This is a genomic window from Pseudomonas sp. I2 (assembly GCF_040984075.1).
GTDB lineage: Bacteria > Pseudomonadota > Gammaproteobacteria > Pseudomonadales > Pseudomonadaceae > Aquipseudomonas > Aquipseudomonas guariconensis_B.
The window spans coordinates 1-13745 of record NZ_JBCGFQ010000079.1 but is presented as its reverse complement, the minus strand read 5'-3'; the positions used below and the strand labels follow the sequence as shown (position 1 = coordinate 13745).

Sequence of the window (13745 nt, the reverse complement as noted above, 5' to 3'; positions counted from 1 at the left end):
TTCGAGGACACCCCTGATGACCGATGCCCCCGCCGCCGTTGAGGCGGACGAAGACTCACAAGCCCCGCAAAGCGCTCCGCTGCCCTGGGAAGACCTTGCCGTCGAGCACTTCCAGCTGTTGCGCCTGGCGCCCCTGCCCACCGACCGCAACAGCGGCGCCCGCCCCCTGCGCTTCGTGCAGTTCGGCCATGCCGAGCGGCACAGCAAGACGCACAGCCTGCTGCGCATGGAGATCCGCCTGCCTGGGCAGAAGGTGCGCAAGGAGCAGAACCACCTGGATATCCGCGTCGACCATGAGCAGCGCCAGGTACGCATCGGTGGCGACGGCGGCCTGCAGCTCGAGCCGCTCAACCGTGGCCTTGGCCGTTTCCTGCTGGGCCAGGCCGCGCAGTGGTTGCAGGGCAAGTGGTCGCACTACCAGATCGAAGGCATGAGCCTGCCGAGCAAGGACGCCCTCAACGAGGACTCCCGCCTGCGCCGCGACCATGTGCTGCGCAGTGTCGGCCTGGAGGTGGAGTACACCGACGGGCAACTGCTCAAGGGCCGCACCGTGGAAACCCCGGTGGGCCAGCTCAAGGGCGGCTGGAACGGCGAGAAGGTGCAGCGCGTCGACATTCTCGAGGCGGCGGGGATGCTGCAGCAGGCCGAGCAGAACCTGCAGGAGAAGGAAGCGCAACTGCGCGAGCGCGATGAGCGTGTGGCCAAGTACCGTCGCGAGGACAGCGGTTTGCGCTTCACCATCACCTGCCTGGTGGCGTTCGCGGTGTTCCAGGCGGGGTTGTTGATCTGGATCGCTACGCGCTGAGATCGAGCGGGGCCGCTTCGCGGCCCATCGCAGGCAAGCCAGCTCCCACAAGTTACCCTGCAAAGCGAATCATCTGTGATCGACTCGGACCTGTGGGAGCTGGCTCGCCAGCGATGGGCTGCAAAGCAGCCCCCTGCCCCGATCAGGCCCGCGCCTGGAACAGCTCCTGGTGCTGCCGGCACTGCTCGGCCGTGAGCATGAACACCCCATGCCCGCCGCGCTCGAACTCCAGCCAGGTGAAGTCTACCTCCGGATACAGCGCCTCCACATGCACCTGGCTGTTGCCCACCTCGACGATCAGCAGGCCCTTCTCGGTCAGGTGGTCGGCCGCCTCGGCGAGCATGCGCCGTACCAGGTCCAGGCCATCGTTGCCACAGGCCAGGCCCAACTCGGGCTCATGGTGGTATTCGGCCGGCATGTCGGCGAAATCCTCGGCATCGACATAGGGGGGGTTGGACAGGATCAGGTCGAAACGCTGCCCCGGCAACCCGGCGAAACCATCGCCCTGCACGGTGTAGACACGCGCCTCCAGGCCATGCCGCTCGATGTTCTGGTTGGCCACCTCCAGGGCATCGTAGGACAGGTCGGCCAGCACCACCTCGGCTTCGGTAAACACGTCGGCGGCGACGATGCCGATGCACCCGGAGCCAGTGCACAGGTCGAGGATCCGCGCAGGCTCGGCCGCCAGCCAGGGTTCGAAACGTTTCTCGATCAGCTCGCCGATCGGTGAACGGGGCACCAGCACGCGCTCGTCGACCAGGAACGACATGCCGCAGAACCAGGCCTCGCCCAGCAGGTAGGCGGTCGGCACCCGATCCTCGATACGGCGCTTGAGCAGGTGCTGCAGGCGCACCCGCTCGTCATCCTCGAGCTGGCAGTCCAGGTAGCTGTCGGCCACTTCCCAGGGCAGGTGCACGGCACCCAGCACCAGCAGGCGGGCCTCGTCCCAGGCGTTGTCGGCACCGTGGCCGAAGAACAGCTCGTGCTCATGGAAGCGGCTGACCGCCCAGCGGATATGGTCGCGCAGGGTGCGCAGGCGGGATGTGATCACGGGGGACTCCTTTTCAGACAGGACAAAAGTCTAACAGCCCACCCGCGCAAATGTTCCCCCGGGTTCGCCATTTGCCGGCCAGAGGCCAGTAACCATGCCGCCTGCGATGTCAACCATTCACATTGGCGGCGAGGCAAGGGAGAATAGGGGCACAAAAGCCCTATCCAAAGGAGCCCTTGATGTCCGTTCCAACCACGATGTTCCGCCTCAGCGGCCGCGACTACCCGCCGGCCAAGCTGGGCCAAGCCAGCCTGATCATCATCGATGCGCAGAAGGAGTACCTGAGCGGTCCCCTGGCGCTGTCGGGCATGGACGAGGCCGTGGCCAACATCGCCCGGTTGCTCGACGCCGCGCGCAGCGCCGGTCGTCCGATCATCCACGTCCGCCACCTGGGCACCGTCGGCGGCCTGTTCGACCCCCAGGGCAGCCGCGGTGAATTCATTCCCGGCCTGGAGCCGCACGAAGGTGAGATCATCATCGAAAAACGCATGCCCAACGCCTTCAAGAACACCAAGCTGCACGAGACGCTGCAGGAGCTGGGCCACCTGGACCTGATCGTCTGCGGCTTCATGAGCCATTCCAGCGTCAGCACCACCGTGCGCCGGGCCAAGGACTATGGCTACCGCTGCACCCTGGTCGAGGATGCCTCCACCACCCGCGACCTGGCGTTCAAGGACACGGTCATCCCGGCCGCGCAGATCCACCAGTGCGAAATGGCCGTGATGGCCGACAACTTCGCCTGCGTCGCCCCGACCGCCAGCCTGATCTGACCGCGACGACCGCCCGGCGGCCGGGCGGAACCTGCCGGCCGGCTTCAGGTCGAATTCTGGATCAGCGACGCAAGATCCCGAGGAAACCGTAATGAAGCTCCGCGACAGTCTCGATGCCAAGCGCCTGCGCCCGCGCGAACCGCGCAACTGGGGTGCACGCCTGGCTGCCGGCCTGTCCGCCCTGCTGGCCACGCTGGGTGTGCTCCTGGCCATGGCCGGCATCGCCGGCCTGCTGGGCAACTACGAAGCCCTGGCTGAACTCAATGCTAACCGGCCGCTGGCCGTCACCCTGGCCGTGGTCGGGTTGCTTCTGCTGTATGTCGGCGTGCGCTTCTGGCGGCGCAGCCGCATTCGCCTGCGCCGCAGCCGAGAACTGAACCTGGCGCCGCATCTGATGAAGAAACACGACTGAGGTTCCAGGGCCGCTTCGCGCCTCAATGCAGTGACACCGAAGCCACCCGCGAATAGGCCACCACAGGCTGTACGCCCGCCCACAGTCGCGTAAACTACGCCGCCCACGTGGAGGCATCATGCAAGACGACGATTTTTCCCTGTTCCACTCCGAGATGCGCGGCGTGAAACCGATCAAGCACGACCGTGCCGATGTCGGCAAGCCCAAGCCCGACCGCAAGCAGATGGCCAGCCTGCGCCAGGCCGCGACGCTGCGCAGCGACCAGCCGCTGGTGGTCGATGGCCTGTCCGACCAGTTCGTCATCGACGTCGGTGCCGAAGACGAACTGATGTGGCGCCGCGACGGCGTGCAGGAAAGCCAGATCCGCAAGCTCAAGCTCGGCCAGATCCCCTTCGAGGGCAGCCTCGACCTGCACGGTATGACCGTGGAAAAGGCCCGCGAGACCCTCTGGGACTTCATCGCCGAAGCCACCCGGCTGGAAGTGCGCTGCGTGCGCGTCACCCACGGCAAGGCCGCGCGCCTGGACGGCAAGCGGCCGATGATCAAGAGCCACGTCAACACCTGGCTGCGCCAGCACCCGCAAGTGCTCGGCTTCACCTCCTGCCAGGCCCGCCATGGCGGCACCGGCGCCGTGTACGTGATGCTCAAGCGCACCATGCTCGAAGGCCGCGACGAGTGACGCCGCGCTTGCAGCGCCGCCCTCGCCGCCGTACCCTTCGCCTTTGCGATTATTCCCACAGGTAGATCCATGTCCCTGGAACAGAACTACACCGAGATCCTCAGCCAGCTCGGCGAGGACGTCTCCCGTGAGGGCCTGCTCGACACGCCCAAGCGGGCCGCAAAGGCCATGAAGTACCTTTGCCGCGGTTATGAGCAAACCCTGGAAGAAGTCACCAACGGCGCGCTGTTCAGCTCCGACAACAGCGAGATGGTGCTGGTCCGGGACATCGAGCTCTATTCGATGTGCGAACACCACATGCTGCCATTCATCGGCAAGGCCCACGTCGCCTACCTGCCCAAGGGCAAGGTCCTGGGCCTGTCGAAGGTGGCGCGGATCGTCGACATGTTCGCCCGCCGCCTGCAGATCCAGGAGAACCTCAGCCGCCAGATCGCCGAGGCCGTGGAGCAGGTCACCGGCGCCGCCGGCGTGGCGGTGGTCATCGAGGCCAAGCACATGTGCATGATGATGCGCGGTGTCGAGAAGCAGAACTCGACGATGATCACCTCGGTGATGCTCGGCGAGTTCCGCGAGAACGCCGCCACCCGCAGCGAGTTCCTCAGCCTGATCAAGTGATCGGCCTGTGACCCCGGGCCGACCCTTCGCGGGTCGGCTTTTTCTTTTGCCCAGGAGTTGCCCATGATCGTCAAAGCCCTGCGGGTCGGCCTCGGCCAGCTCATCGTGTTCGGCGACTGGATCAGCCGCCCGGCCAAGCGCAAGCGCGACGCGGCGGCCCAGGCGCGTGTCGAGCAGCAGGCCAAGGGCCTGGCGCTGTACCAGTTCCATGCCTGCCCATTCTGCGTCAAGACCCGCCGCGCCCTGCACCGCCTCAACGTGCCGGTGACCCTGCGCGACGCGAAGAACGACCCGGTGCATCGCCAGGCCCTGCTCGAAGGCGGCGGTCGGGTGAAAGTGCCGTGCCTGCGGATCGAGGAAGACGACGGCAAGGTGACCTGGATGTATGAATCCAACGACATCATCGCCTACCTGGACAAGCGGTTCTCGGCGATCTGAGACTGGCTTTTCGGTCGCCTGCTGCGGCCTCGATCCCGTCAGGCACGCAGTGCCTTGTCACCTTGGGCTGCCTTGCAGCCCATCGCCGGCAACCCGGCTCTCATAGAACAAACGCTAACTCATTGATTTAGCAGGGACCTGTGGGAGCCGGCTTGCCGGTGATGGGGCGCGAAGCGGCCCTGCCCCTCACTCCCCCATCGGCACGTGCCGCGGATGGCTCGCCACCCGCGCCAGCCAGGCCTTCACCGCCGGATATGGCCCCAGGTCGAAGCCCCCCTGATGCGCCACATGGGTATAGGCATACAGCGCCACGTCGGCGATCGAATACTGCTCACCCACCAGGTAGGGCGTCATCTGCAACTGCTTCTCCATCACCTTGAGCGCCTTGTAGCCGCCCTTGTGCAGGCCTTTGTACTCCTCCAGCCGCTCCTGCGGCAGCCCCAGGTAGAACTGGATGAAACGCGCCACGGCAATGTACGGCTCGTGGCTGTACTGCTCGAAGAACTGCCACTGCAGCACCTGGGTACGCAGGCGCGGCTCGCTCGGCAGGAAGGCACTGCCATCGGCCAGGAAGTTGAGAATGGCGTTGGATTCCCACAGGCAGGTGCCGTCCTCCAGTTGCAGCACCGGCACCTTGCCGTTGGGGTTCATGGCCAGGAACTCAGGCGTCTCGGTCTGGCCCTTGAGAATGTCCACCGCCTGCCATTCATACGGACGGTCGAGCAGATGGAGCATCAGCTTGACCTTGTAGCAGTTGCCCGACAGGTAATCCCCGTAGACCTTGTACATCACCCCTCCCCCTCGCATGCAGTTGCCGGTTCGAGCCCAATGGTTGGCGACTGTACGGTTAAAAGCAATGGTCGCTGTATCGCAAGGATCGAGCCTTGGCAGGGTAGTCTGAAAAAAACGCTTACATAGTTACAAGGACTTTCCCATGACCGATGCCACCTCCGCGCGCCTGCGCCCCCTGGCAGACAGTTCCCCGTCGGCGGTGGTCGCCGGCTTCATCGCCATGCTCACCGGCTACACCAGCTCGCTGGTGCTGATGTTCCAGGCGGGCCAGGCGGCCGGCTTGACCAGCGCGCAGATTTCCTCGTGGATCTGGGCCCTGTCGATCGGCATGGCGGTGTGCAGCATCGGCCTGTCGCTGCGCTACCGCACGCCGGTCACCGTGGCCTGGTCGACGCCCGGCGCCGCACTGCTGATCACCAGCCTCGGCGGGGTCAGCTATGGCGAAGCCATCGGCGCCTACATCACCTGCGCCGTGCTGGTGCTGATCTGCGGCCTGACCGGCAGCTTCGAGCGCCTGGTCAGGCGCATCCCCGCGTCGCTGGCCTCGGCGCTGCTGGCTGGGATCCTGTTCAAGATCGGCAGCGAGATCTTCGTCGCGGCCCAGCACCGCACCGTGCTGGTGCTGGGCATGTTCTTCAGCTACCTGCTGGTCAAGCGCCTGTCGCCGCGCTATTGCGTGCTCGCCGCGCTGCTGGTGGGCACCGCCCTGTCCGGCGCCCTCGGGCTGCTGGACTTCAGCGGTTTCCACCTGGAAGTGGCCAGGCCGGTGTGGACCACGCCGAGCTTCTCCCTGGCGGCGACCATCAGCATCGGCATCCCGCTGTTCGTGGTGGCCATGACCTCGCAGAACATGCCCGGCGTCGCGGTGCTGCGTGCCGATGGCTACCAGGTGCCGGCTTCGCCGCTGATCTCGGCCACTGGCCTGGCCTCGCTGTTGCTGGCGCCGTTCGGCTCGCACGGGGTGAACCTGGCGGCGATCAGCGCGGCGATCTGCACCGGGCCGCATGCCCATGAAGACCCAGGCAAGCGGTATACCGCGGCGGTGTGGTGCGGGATCTTCTATGGCATCGCCGGGGTGTTCGGCGCCACCCTGGCAGCGCTGTTCGCCGCCTTGCCCAAGGAGCTGGTGCTGTCGATCGCTGCGCTGGCGCTGTTCGGCTCGATCATGAACGGGCTGAGCGTGGCCATGGGCGAGGCCCGCGAGCGTGAGGCGGCGTTGATCACCTTCATGGTCACGGCATCGGGGTTCACGTTGTTTTCGATCGGGTCGGCGTTCTGGGGGATCGTGGCGGGGGTGTTGACCTTGCTGATCCTGAGCCCGCGCAGGGCTTGATCGATGGGGCTGGCCGGCGATGGGCGCGAAGCGCCCCCAGCCTTAGCCAGCCCCAACCGGCCCGTGCAGGCAACTCACAACCGGAAATGCCCCACCATCCCCTTCAGCTCATCCCCCAACTGCGCCAGCGCCACGCTCGACCGAGCATTGCCCTGCATGGCCAACGCCGCCTGATCGGCACTGCCGCGAATCTGCGTGACGCTGCGGCTGATCTCTTCGGCCACCGAACTCTGCTGCTCGGCCGCTGCGGCGATCTGCTGGTTCATCTGCTGGATCAACGAAACCGCCGCGGCAATGCTGCCCAGGGCGCTCTCGGTATGCAGCGCATCGGCCACCGCCAGGCGCACCAGCTCGGTGCTGCCACGGATCTGCGCCACCGATTGCTGGGCATTGCCGCGCAGGCTGGCGACCAGGCGCTCGATTTCCTCGGTGGACTGCCGGGTACGCCGGGCCAGGGCGCGCACTTCATCGGCCACCACCGCGAAACCACGCCCCTGCTCACCGGCCCGGGCCGCTTCGATGGCCGCATTGAGCGCCAGCAGGTTGGTCTGCTCGGCCACGCTCTTGATCACGTCGAGCACATCGCCAATGGTGTGGATCTCGGCGCTGAGGCTGTCGATCCCGGCACTCGCGGTTTCCGCCGCCGCCGCCAACTGCTCGATACGCTGCATGCTCTGGCGTACCACCTGCTGGCCGGAGCCGACCTTGTCGTCGGCACTCTGCGCAGCCTGGGCGGCCTCTTCGGCATTGCGCGCCACATCGTGCACGGTGGCGGTCATCTGTTGCATGGCGGTGGCCACCTGCTCGGTCTCCTCCTTCTGGCTGCCCACCTCACGGTTGGTCTGCTCGGTCACCGCCGACAGCGCCTGGGCACTGCCGGCCAGTTGCTCGATGCCATGCTGCAGGCCACTGACGATGCCCGACAACCCCGCTGCCATCTGCTGCATGGCCTGCATCAGTTGGCCCACCTCGTCACGGCGCGCCACCTCACCGTCGATGGCCAGGTCACCGGCGGCAATGCGCCGGGCGCGGTCGATCACCCGCTTGAGCGGCCCGACCACCGCCCGGGTGATCAACCAGGCCGCCAATACCCCCACCAGCAAGGCCAGCGCCGTGGCCAGGACGATGGCCAGGGTGTTGCGGCCCAGCTCGCCCTGCATGGCCTGCTCCTGGGTGGCGTAGGCCTGGTCGACCCGTGCCGTGACCTGCCCGGCGCGCGCCTGCAACTGCGCCTTGAGGCCCTGCTCCTTGGCCAACAGGTCGGTGTATTCGTTGAGCTTGTCGGAAAAACTGGCGATATGCCCGGCCACTTCGCCGAGCACGCTCTGGTAGCCGGCATCGCTGACCGCCGCCTTGAGCTGGTCGACCAGGGTCGCGGCCTCGACAGTCTGGGCGATGCGCCCCTCGTTGACCGCCTCCTCGCCCTTGCGCCCCTGCTCCAGGCGCACCCGCGCCTCGTCCATGGCCTGCAGCATCAGGCGCGAGACCTGGGCCACCTGCGCGGCCTGCTCGAGAAACTCGCCCCCCTGCTGGCCCTGGGACTGCTGCAAGGTATAGGTGCCATCGTCGGCCAGGCCCGCTTGCAGCACATCGAGGTTGTTGGCCACGCTGGACACCGACCAACTGGCCATGTCCAGCGCCAGCTCCTTGCCCTGAACCGCCTCGACGAAGGCCTCGAAAGCCTGGCCATAGGCTTGCAGGTCCGCTTGCGCCGCCGCCAGCGCCGGCACGCCGCGGGCGCGCTCGAGCAGGCCCTGCAGGCCGCTGCGCAGGGCGTCGGCCTCCTTGATGTCCGAGCGCAGGGCGAAGGCCTGTTCGTGCTGGCGCAGCCTGAGCAGGTCGGTGTTGAACTGGCTCATCTGGCGCAACCCGTCGAAACGCTGGCCCACTCCCTGCAGCGCCACGACGCCGATGGCCGCCACCGCCAGGGTCAGCAACAGCACCAGGGCGAAACCCAGGCCCAGCTTGCGGGCCATGCCCAGGTTGGCCAGAACACCGTGCTTGGTCGCCCGCATCACCGATTCCCCCTGCCAGTCGCATGTATGCCGATGGGGGGCTGCAGAGCAGCCCTTTTTCAGGCCAAGAATGGCAACAGGCGCGCCCTGCTCACAAGGCCCAGCCGACACAATGATGTCAAATAGCTATGCCTGTGTCGTTTTCAGCAGGCTGAAGGTCGCCCTGCATGCCGGAAGAACGCCTGGGCACGCACATCCTGCCCATAGGCGACATTGATGCGCAGCCAGTCGCTCGGCGCCCCCTGGTGATCGAAGGCACTGCCCGGCGTCAGCAGCACGGCGTTGTCCAGGGCGATCCGCTCCAGGCGGGCATAGTCGAGGCCAGGTGCACGCGCCCAGACGAACATGCCCCCATAGGGCTCGCAGAACACCTCCCAGCCGTAGGCCTCCAGTTGCCCAAGCAGCTTGGCCATGTGCTGCCCCAGGCGTAGCCGCAGGCGCTGCATGCTCTTGCGGTAGCTGCCATTGGCGAGCATCTGCCCCACCACCTGCTCGGCGAAGCGCGAGGTACCGATGCCGGTGACCATCTTCAGCTCCGCCAGGCGCGCGACCAGCGCCGGGTCGGCCACCAGGTAGCCGACCCGCAGGGCGCTGCTCAGGGTCTTGGAGAAGCTGGCCATGTAGATCACCCGTTGCTCGCTGTCGAGGGTCGCCAGGCGTGTTGCCGGGCCGTCCTGGAAGTCGGCGTAGATATCGTCCTCGACGATCCTCAGGTCATGCTCCCGGGCCAGTTCCAGCAGGCGATAGGCGACCTTGGGCGTGAGGCTGGTGCCAGTCGGGTTGTGGTAGAGGCTGTTGACGAACAGGCAGCGCGGGCGGTGCTCGGCCAGCAGGCGCTGTAGTGCGTTCAGGTCCGGCCCGCTGGGGGTGCGCGGTACCGGCAGCATGCGCACCTGGTGCTGGCGCAGCAGGTTGAACAGGTTGTAGTAGCCGGGGCTTTCCACCAGTACCGCATCACCCGGACGCAACAGGGTGCGCACCAGCAGGTCGAGGGCATGGCTGGCCCCCTGGGTGGTGAGGATGCGCTCCGTACCGGCGGGGATGTCCAGGCGCGCCAGGCGCTTGTGCAGTTGCAGGCGCAGGCTGGCCAGGCCCAGGGGTGGGCAGTAGTCGAACAGCGCTTCGGGGTGGCTACGGCTGACCTGGCGAATGGCCTGGACCAGCTCGTCGCCGGCCCGCCAGGCGCTGGGGAGCCAGCCACAGCCCAGCTTGAGCAGTTCGTCATGGCCCTCGCGAAACTGCCGCCAACTGCCATCCACCGCCTCGCCCCAGGCTTGTGCCTGATCCTGCTCCAGGCCCGGCTTGCGCTCGGCGACGAAGAACCCCGTGCCATGGCGCGCCTCCAGCCAGCCGCTGGCAACCATCCGGTCGTAGGCCTCGATCACGCAGGACGGGCTAACGGCCAGGTTGCGCGCCAGGGTGCGGATCGACGGCAAGCGGGCGCCGGGGCGCAGGCGTTGCTGGGTGATCCAGGCTTGCAGCTGGTCGGTCAGTTGTTGCACCAGGGGGGTGGCAGCGTGGCGGTCGAGGTGGATGTTCATCGTCAGCTGTTCGGTTGTTTTGACAGAACAGTTAATCACAAATGGGCTGGGAGTGTGCCTTGTTGGTCAAGGGGTCCAGGCCCACTGTTGTGCTCACGAGCCCAAGACGTTCGGTTGCCCTCCGGGGCCGCTTCGCGCCCTCAAGAAGGATTCCCCCATGCCCACCCGCTCCGCCCCGGCCCGTCTGGCCTTCGCCCTGTGCCTGATCACCCTGGCGGTGAACCTGCCCGCGCCCCTGTACATCGCCTATGCAGACCTTTCCGGCCGTGGCGCGGCGGCCACGGCGACGGCCTTCTCCAGCTATGTGCTGGGCGTACTGCCTGTGCTGATCGCCCTGGGTGGCCTGGCCGACCGCGTCGGGCGCCGGCCGTTGATCCTCGCCGCCCTGTGCCTGTCGATGATCGCCACCTCCCTGCTCCTGCTCGCCCCAGGGCTGGAAACCCTCGGCCTGGCGCGCCTGGTCCTGGGCCTGGGCACCGGGATGGCGACAGCCACCGCCACCGCCTACATGGGCGAACTGATGGCCGGCGGCGATATCGGCCGCGCCGCCAACTGGGTGACCGCCAGCACCTCCCTGGGCTTTGGCCTGGGTGCTGCACTGACCAGCCTGTGCCTGCTGGCCGGCCCCACCCTGGCACCGGCCAGCTTCCACCTGCAGTTGCTGCTCGCCACCGTCGCCCTGGTGTTGGTGTGGCGCCTGCCCGATCCACGCCCGGCCCAACGCAGCGCCATGCTGCGCCTGCCCTGCTACCCGGCCGGCAGCCTCGCCTACGGTTTTGCCATTCTCCTGGCCTGGGCCTGCGTCGGCCTGGTCATTGCCCTGTTGCCAGGCATCCTGCGCCAGCACGCGCTCAGTGCCTGGTCGGGCTTCTCCACCTTCTGCGTGATCAGTTGCGGCCTGTTGTTCCAGCCCATGGCCCGTCGCCTGCCCAATGCCCACGCCACCCTGCTGGGCCTGGCGATCCTGCCCTGCAGCTATGCCGTGCTGGCCTGGGGCGCCGCCGGCGGGCACCTGGCCGCGGTGCTGCTGGGCGCGGTGGCTGCCAGCAGCGCCTGCTACGGCTTCATCTACCTCGGAGGGCTGGCTGCGGTGAACCAATTGGCCAGCAGCGAAAAAACCCGCGCCAGCGCCGGATTCTTCCTGCTGGCCTACCTCGGATTCAGCCTGCCGGTGATCGTGACCGGGTGGTTGAACGACCGACTGGGACCACGCATGGCGCTGGTGGTATTCGGCGTGGCGCTGCTCATCGGCTGCCTGCTGGTCGCAAGCGCCCTGTTGCGGCGGATGCGTCAACAGCACTTGGAGGAACTCGCCGCTTCGCAAGTGTGAAAATACGTAAAAATCTGTAGGAAATTTATTAAATAACTGTAATATTTCAAGGAAATAACAATGTCACTTTGATATCACTAGGAATAAGGCAGCGTGGTCCGTAGCATTCATCTTCTCGCCGGCGAATACCCCTACACCCTGAAACACCGCCGCACCACGCTGCATTTCCAAGCCCCGCTTACCCCCCATACTCGTGCCGCCATCGAGCAACTGATCGAACAGCGCCCGGGCGCCAAGCGTGTCAGCGCACCGTTGGGCTGCGCCCAGAGCGCGCTGTTCACCAAGCGCGAACAGCTGGATTCGTTGAAGAAGAAATGGCGCGTGCAGCGGGGCACGCCCAAGCGCAGCGGCCTCTACGACTGGACTCTGGAAGAGCTGATCAATACCTGCGAAGCCTCCAGGCGCGGCGCACGGGTGCCCAACCTGGTCGGTTACGGTTACAGCCGCTCGAAGCTGGGCCTGGTGCAAGACCTGTTTCTCATCACCCAATTGCTGGAAGGCCATGTCGACGGGCTGACCTTGATCCGCCAGAACCCGGCGGCCCTCGACCGCGTGCTCGAGGCGGCCTTTGAATTGCTGCATGCGCTGCAGGCGCAAGGCATCACCCACATGGACCTCTGGGCCGCTAACGTGATGCTGCCGCTCGACGAACGCGCCCAGCCCATGGCCATCGACCTGGAGAACAGCTTCTGCAAACCGACGGACTTCCCCAACGAAACCCTGGGGTTCCAGCTCGGCTTCCTCTACTATCACGAAATCTACCGCTACATCACCGAAGCGGACTACGACGCCAAGGTGGAGCAGGCACTCGCCACGTATTTCCCCCAGGTCGAACGGACCGCGTTCGACCGGGTGTACGCCATCGCCAAGCACCAGGACATCGGGCGCCTGGCGCGCCGCGATATCTTCCTCGCAGGCCACATCGAAAGCCGCTGGTAGGCCATTCAGATCGCCAAGGCACCGCCATCGACGGTCAGCGCGTGGCCTGTGGTGAAGGCGGCACCGTCGCAGCACAGATAGAGCACCGCGCTGGCGATCTCCTCGACCTTGCCGATACGCCCGACCGGGTGCATCGCTGCGGCGAACTCGGCCTTGCGCGGGTCGGCCTCATAGGCCCGGCGGAACATGTCGGTGTCGATCACCGCTGGGCATACCGCATTGACCCGGATGCCCTTCTTGGCATATTCGACGGCTGCCGACTTGGTCAGGCCGATCACCGCATGCTTGGAGGCGCTGTAGATGCTCATCTTCGGCGCCGCCGACAGCCCCGCCACCGAGGCGGTGTTGACGATCACCCCGCCGCCCTGCGCCAGCATCAGCGGGAGCTGGTATTTCATGCACAACCACACGCCCTTGACGTTGACGCCCATGATGGCGTCGAACTGTGCCTCGCTCCCCTCCGCCAACCGCCCCTGCTCGATCTCGATGCCGGCATTGTTGAAGGCATAGTCCAGGCGCCCGAAGGCCTCGACGGCCCGCTCATGCAGTTGGCGCACCTCGCCCTCGCAGGTCACGTCGCAGGCGACGAACAACGCCTGGCCACCCGCTTCGCCAATCAGCGCCACCGTCGCCTCGCCGCCCACCGCATCACGGTCGGCCACCACCACCTTCAGGCCCTCGGCGGCGAACGCCAACGCCGTCGCCCGGCCAATGCCCGCCGCACCACCGGTGACCAGGGCGACCTGGCCGGAAAACCTCATGCTCATTGCTGGCTCCTTAAAGGATTCGTAGGGGTGGAGGGAGTCTAGACAGGAGCGGCGTACGCTGGGCAGCAGGATCAACCAGGTGGATCGGGGTGTATTTGCGGGGGCTGTGGAACTTGATCCAAGGGCGAGGGCGGGCTATCTAATGGAGTCTGCCGCCGTGAGTTGCGTTGCCAGTGATGGCCTACTTCACACGCAAGCCGCCTGCAAATCGGCCGGCACTGCCTCCCCCAACCAAAGGGAACCCCCAATGCCCCAGAC

14 protein-coding genes are annotated in these 13745 nt (G+C 66.4%); 9 read left to right on the top strand and 5 right to left on the bottom strand.

Features of this window, described 5'->3' with window-relative positions:
* Positions 1–16 precede the first annotated feature (16 nt).
* Complete coding sequence (locus WCE05_RS24785) at positions 17–805, top strand: hypothetical protein (protein WP_253081484.1); 789 nt, start codon at positions 17–19, stop codon at positions 803–805.
* A 142-nt stretch (positions 806–947) separates the two neighbouring features.
* On the opposite strand, the gene prmB is transcribed toward WCE05_RS24785, so the two are convergent.
* Positions 948–1856, bottom strand: a complete 909-nt coding sequence (gene prmB, locus WCE05_RS24780; protein ID WP_253091302.1) for a 50S ribosomal protein L3 N(5)-glutamine methyltransferase — start codon at positions 1854–1856, stop codon at positions 948–950.
* Positions 1857–2035: 179 nt separating this feature from the next.
* On the opposite strand from prmB, the gene WCE05_RS24775 reads away from it, so the two are divergent.
* From WCE05_RS24775 to WCE05_RS24755, 5 genes are all read left to right on the top strand, one after another.
* Positions 2036–2626, top strand: coding sequence for a cysteine hydrolase family protein (locus tag WCE05_RS24775; protein WP_225787135.1), 591 nt, complete (start codon positions 2036–2038; stop codon positions 2624–2626).
* A gap of 91 nt (positions 2627–2717) precedes the next feature.
* Positions 2718–3038, top strand: a complete 321-nt coding sequence (locus tag WCE05_RS24770; protein ID WP_225787136.1) for a hypothetical protein — start codon at positions 2718–2720, stop codon at positions 3036–3038.
* Between the two features lie 118 nt (positions 3039–3156).
* Positions 3157–3717 carry a Smr/MutS family protein gene (locus WCE05_RS24765; protein WP_253091301.1) on the top strand — a complete coding sequence of 187 codons (561 nt, stop codon included), beginning with the start codon at positions 3157–3159 and terminating at the stop codon, positions 3715–3717.
* 69 nt (positions 3718–3786) lie between these two features.
* Entirely contained in the window at positions 3787–4332 is a 546-nt protein-coding gene (folE, locus tag WCE05_RS24760) for a GTP cyclohydrolase I FolE (RefSeq protein WP_225787138.1), read from the top strand.
* Between the two features lie 63 nt (positions 4333–4395).
* Positions 4396–4770, top strand: coding sequence for a glutaredoxin (locus WCE05_RS24755; protein WP_225787139.1), 375 nt, complete (start codon positions 4396–4398; stop codon positions 4768–4770).
* Between the two features lie 186 nt (positions 4771–4956).
* Here the strand turns inward: WCE05_RS24755 and WCE05_RS24750 are convergent, their stop codons facing one another.
* Positions 4957–5559 (bottom strand): glutathione S-transferase family protein, encoded by a 603-nt coding sequence (locus WCE05_RS24750; protein WP_225787140.1) that lies wholly within the window; start codon positions 5557–5559, stop codon positions 4957–4959.
* Positions 5560–5704: 145 nt separating this feature from the next.
* Between WCE05_RS24750 and WCE05_RS24745 the strand changes: the two genes are divergently transcribed.
* Positions 5705–6895 carry a benzoate/H(+) symporter BenE family transporter gene (locus WCE05_RS24745; RefSeq protein WP_253081481.1) on the top strand — a complete coding sequence of 397 codons (1191 nt, stop codon included), beginning with the start codon at positions 5705–5707 and terminating at the stop codon, positions 6893–6895.
* Between the two features lie 74 nt (positions 6896–6969).
* On the opposite strand, the gene WCE05_RS24740 is transcribed toward WCE05_RS24745, so the two are convergent.
* Positions 6970–8910, bottom strand: coding sequence for a methyl-accepting chemotaxis protein (locus WCE05_RS24740; protein WP_368816756.1), 1941 nt, complete (start codon positions 8908–8910; stop codon positions 6970–6972).
* 143 nt (positions 8911–9053) lie between these two features.
* Positions 9054–10451: a PLP-dependent aminotransferase family protein gene (locus tag WCE05_RS24735; protein ID WP_225787143.1), complete on the bottom strand. Its 1398-nt coding sequence runs from the start codon at positions 10449–10451 to the stop codon at positions 9054–9056.
* Positions 10452–10608: 157 nt separating this feature from the next.
* Here WCE05_RS24735 and WCE05_RS24730 point away from each other — a divergent pair, with 157 nt between their 5' ends.
* Positions 10609–11781, top strand: a complete 1173-nt coding sequence (locus tag WCE05_RS24730) for an MFS transporter (RefSeq protein WP_225787144.1) — start codon at positions 10609–10611, stop codon at positions 11779–11781.
* A 93-nt stretch (positions 11782–11874) separates the two neighbouring features.
* A complete protein-coding gene (locus tag WCE05_RS24725; protein WP_225787145.1) occupies positions 11875–12720 on the top strand; it encodes a lipopolysaccharide kinase InaA family protein in 846 nt (281 codons plus the stop codon).
* A gap of 5 nt (positions 12721–12725) precedes the next feature.
* On the opposite strand, the gene WCE05_RS24720 is transcribed toward WCE05_RS24725, so the two are convergent.
* Entirely contained in the window at positions 12726–13487 is a 762-nt protein-coding gene (locus tag WCE05_RS24720) for an SDR family oxidoreductase (protein WP_253167582.1), read from the bottom strand.
* Positions 13488–13745 lie beyond the last annotated feature (258 nt).

Excerpts from the sequence above, each read along its gene's own strand:
- WCE05_RS24720 (WP_253167582.1), bottom strand. The coding sequence starts at position 13,487 with ATGAGCATGAGGTTTTCCGGCCAGGTCGCCCTGGTCACCGGTGGTGCG.
- WCE05_RS24755 (WP_225787139.1), top strand. The coding sequence starts at position 4,396 with ATGATCGTCAAAGCCCTGCGGGTCGGCCTCGGCCAGCTCATCGTGTTC.
- WCE05_RS24730 (WP_225787144.1), top strand. The coding sequence starts at position 10,609 with ATGCCCACCCGCTCCGCCCCGGCCCGTCTGGCCTTCGCCCTGTGCCTG.
- WCE05_RS24775 (WP_225787135.1), top strand. The coding sequence starts at position 2,036 with ATGTCCGTTCCAACCACGATGTTCCGCCTCAGCGGCCGCGACTACCCG.
- WCE05_RS24765 (WP_253091301.1), top strand. The coding sequence starts at position 3,157 with ATGCAAGACGACGATTTTTCCCTGTTCCACTCCGAGATGCGCGGCGTG.
- WCE05_RS24750 (WP_225787140.1), bottom strand. The coding sequence starts at position 5,559 with ATGTACAAGGTCTACGGGGATTACCTGTCGGGCAACTGCTACAAGGTC.
- WCE05_RS24740 (WP_368816756.1), bottom strand. The coding sequence starts at position 8,910 with ATGCGGGCGACCAAGCACGGTGTTCTGGCCAACCTGGGCATGGCCCGC.
- WCE05_RS24745 (WP_253081481.1), top strand. The coding sequence starts at position 5,705 with ATGACCGATGCCACCTCCGCGCGCCTGCGCCCCCTGGCAGACAGTTCC.
- WCE05_RS24785 (WP_253081484.1), top strand. The coding sequence starts at position 17 with ATGACCGATGCCCCCGCCGCCGTTGAGGCGGACGAAGACTCACAAGCC.
- WCE05_RS24735 (WP_225787143.1), bottom strand. The coding sequence starts at position 10,451 with ATGAACATCCACCTCGACCGCCACGCTGCCACCCCCCTGGTGCAACAA.
- folE (WP_225787138.1), top strand. The coding sequence starts at position 3,787 with ATGTCCCTGGAACAGAACTACACCGAGATCCTCAGCCAGCTCGGCGAG.
- WCE05_RS24770 (WP_225787136.1), top strand. The coding sequence starts at position 2,718 with ATGAAGCTCCGCGACAGTCTCGATGCCAAGCGCCTGCGCCCGCGCGAA.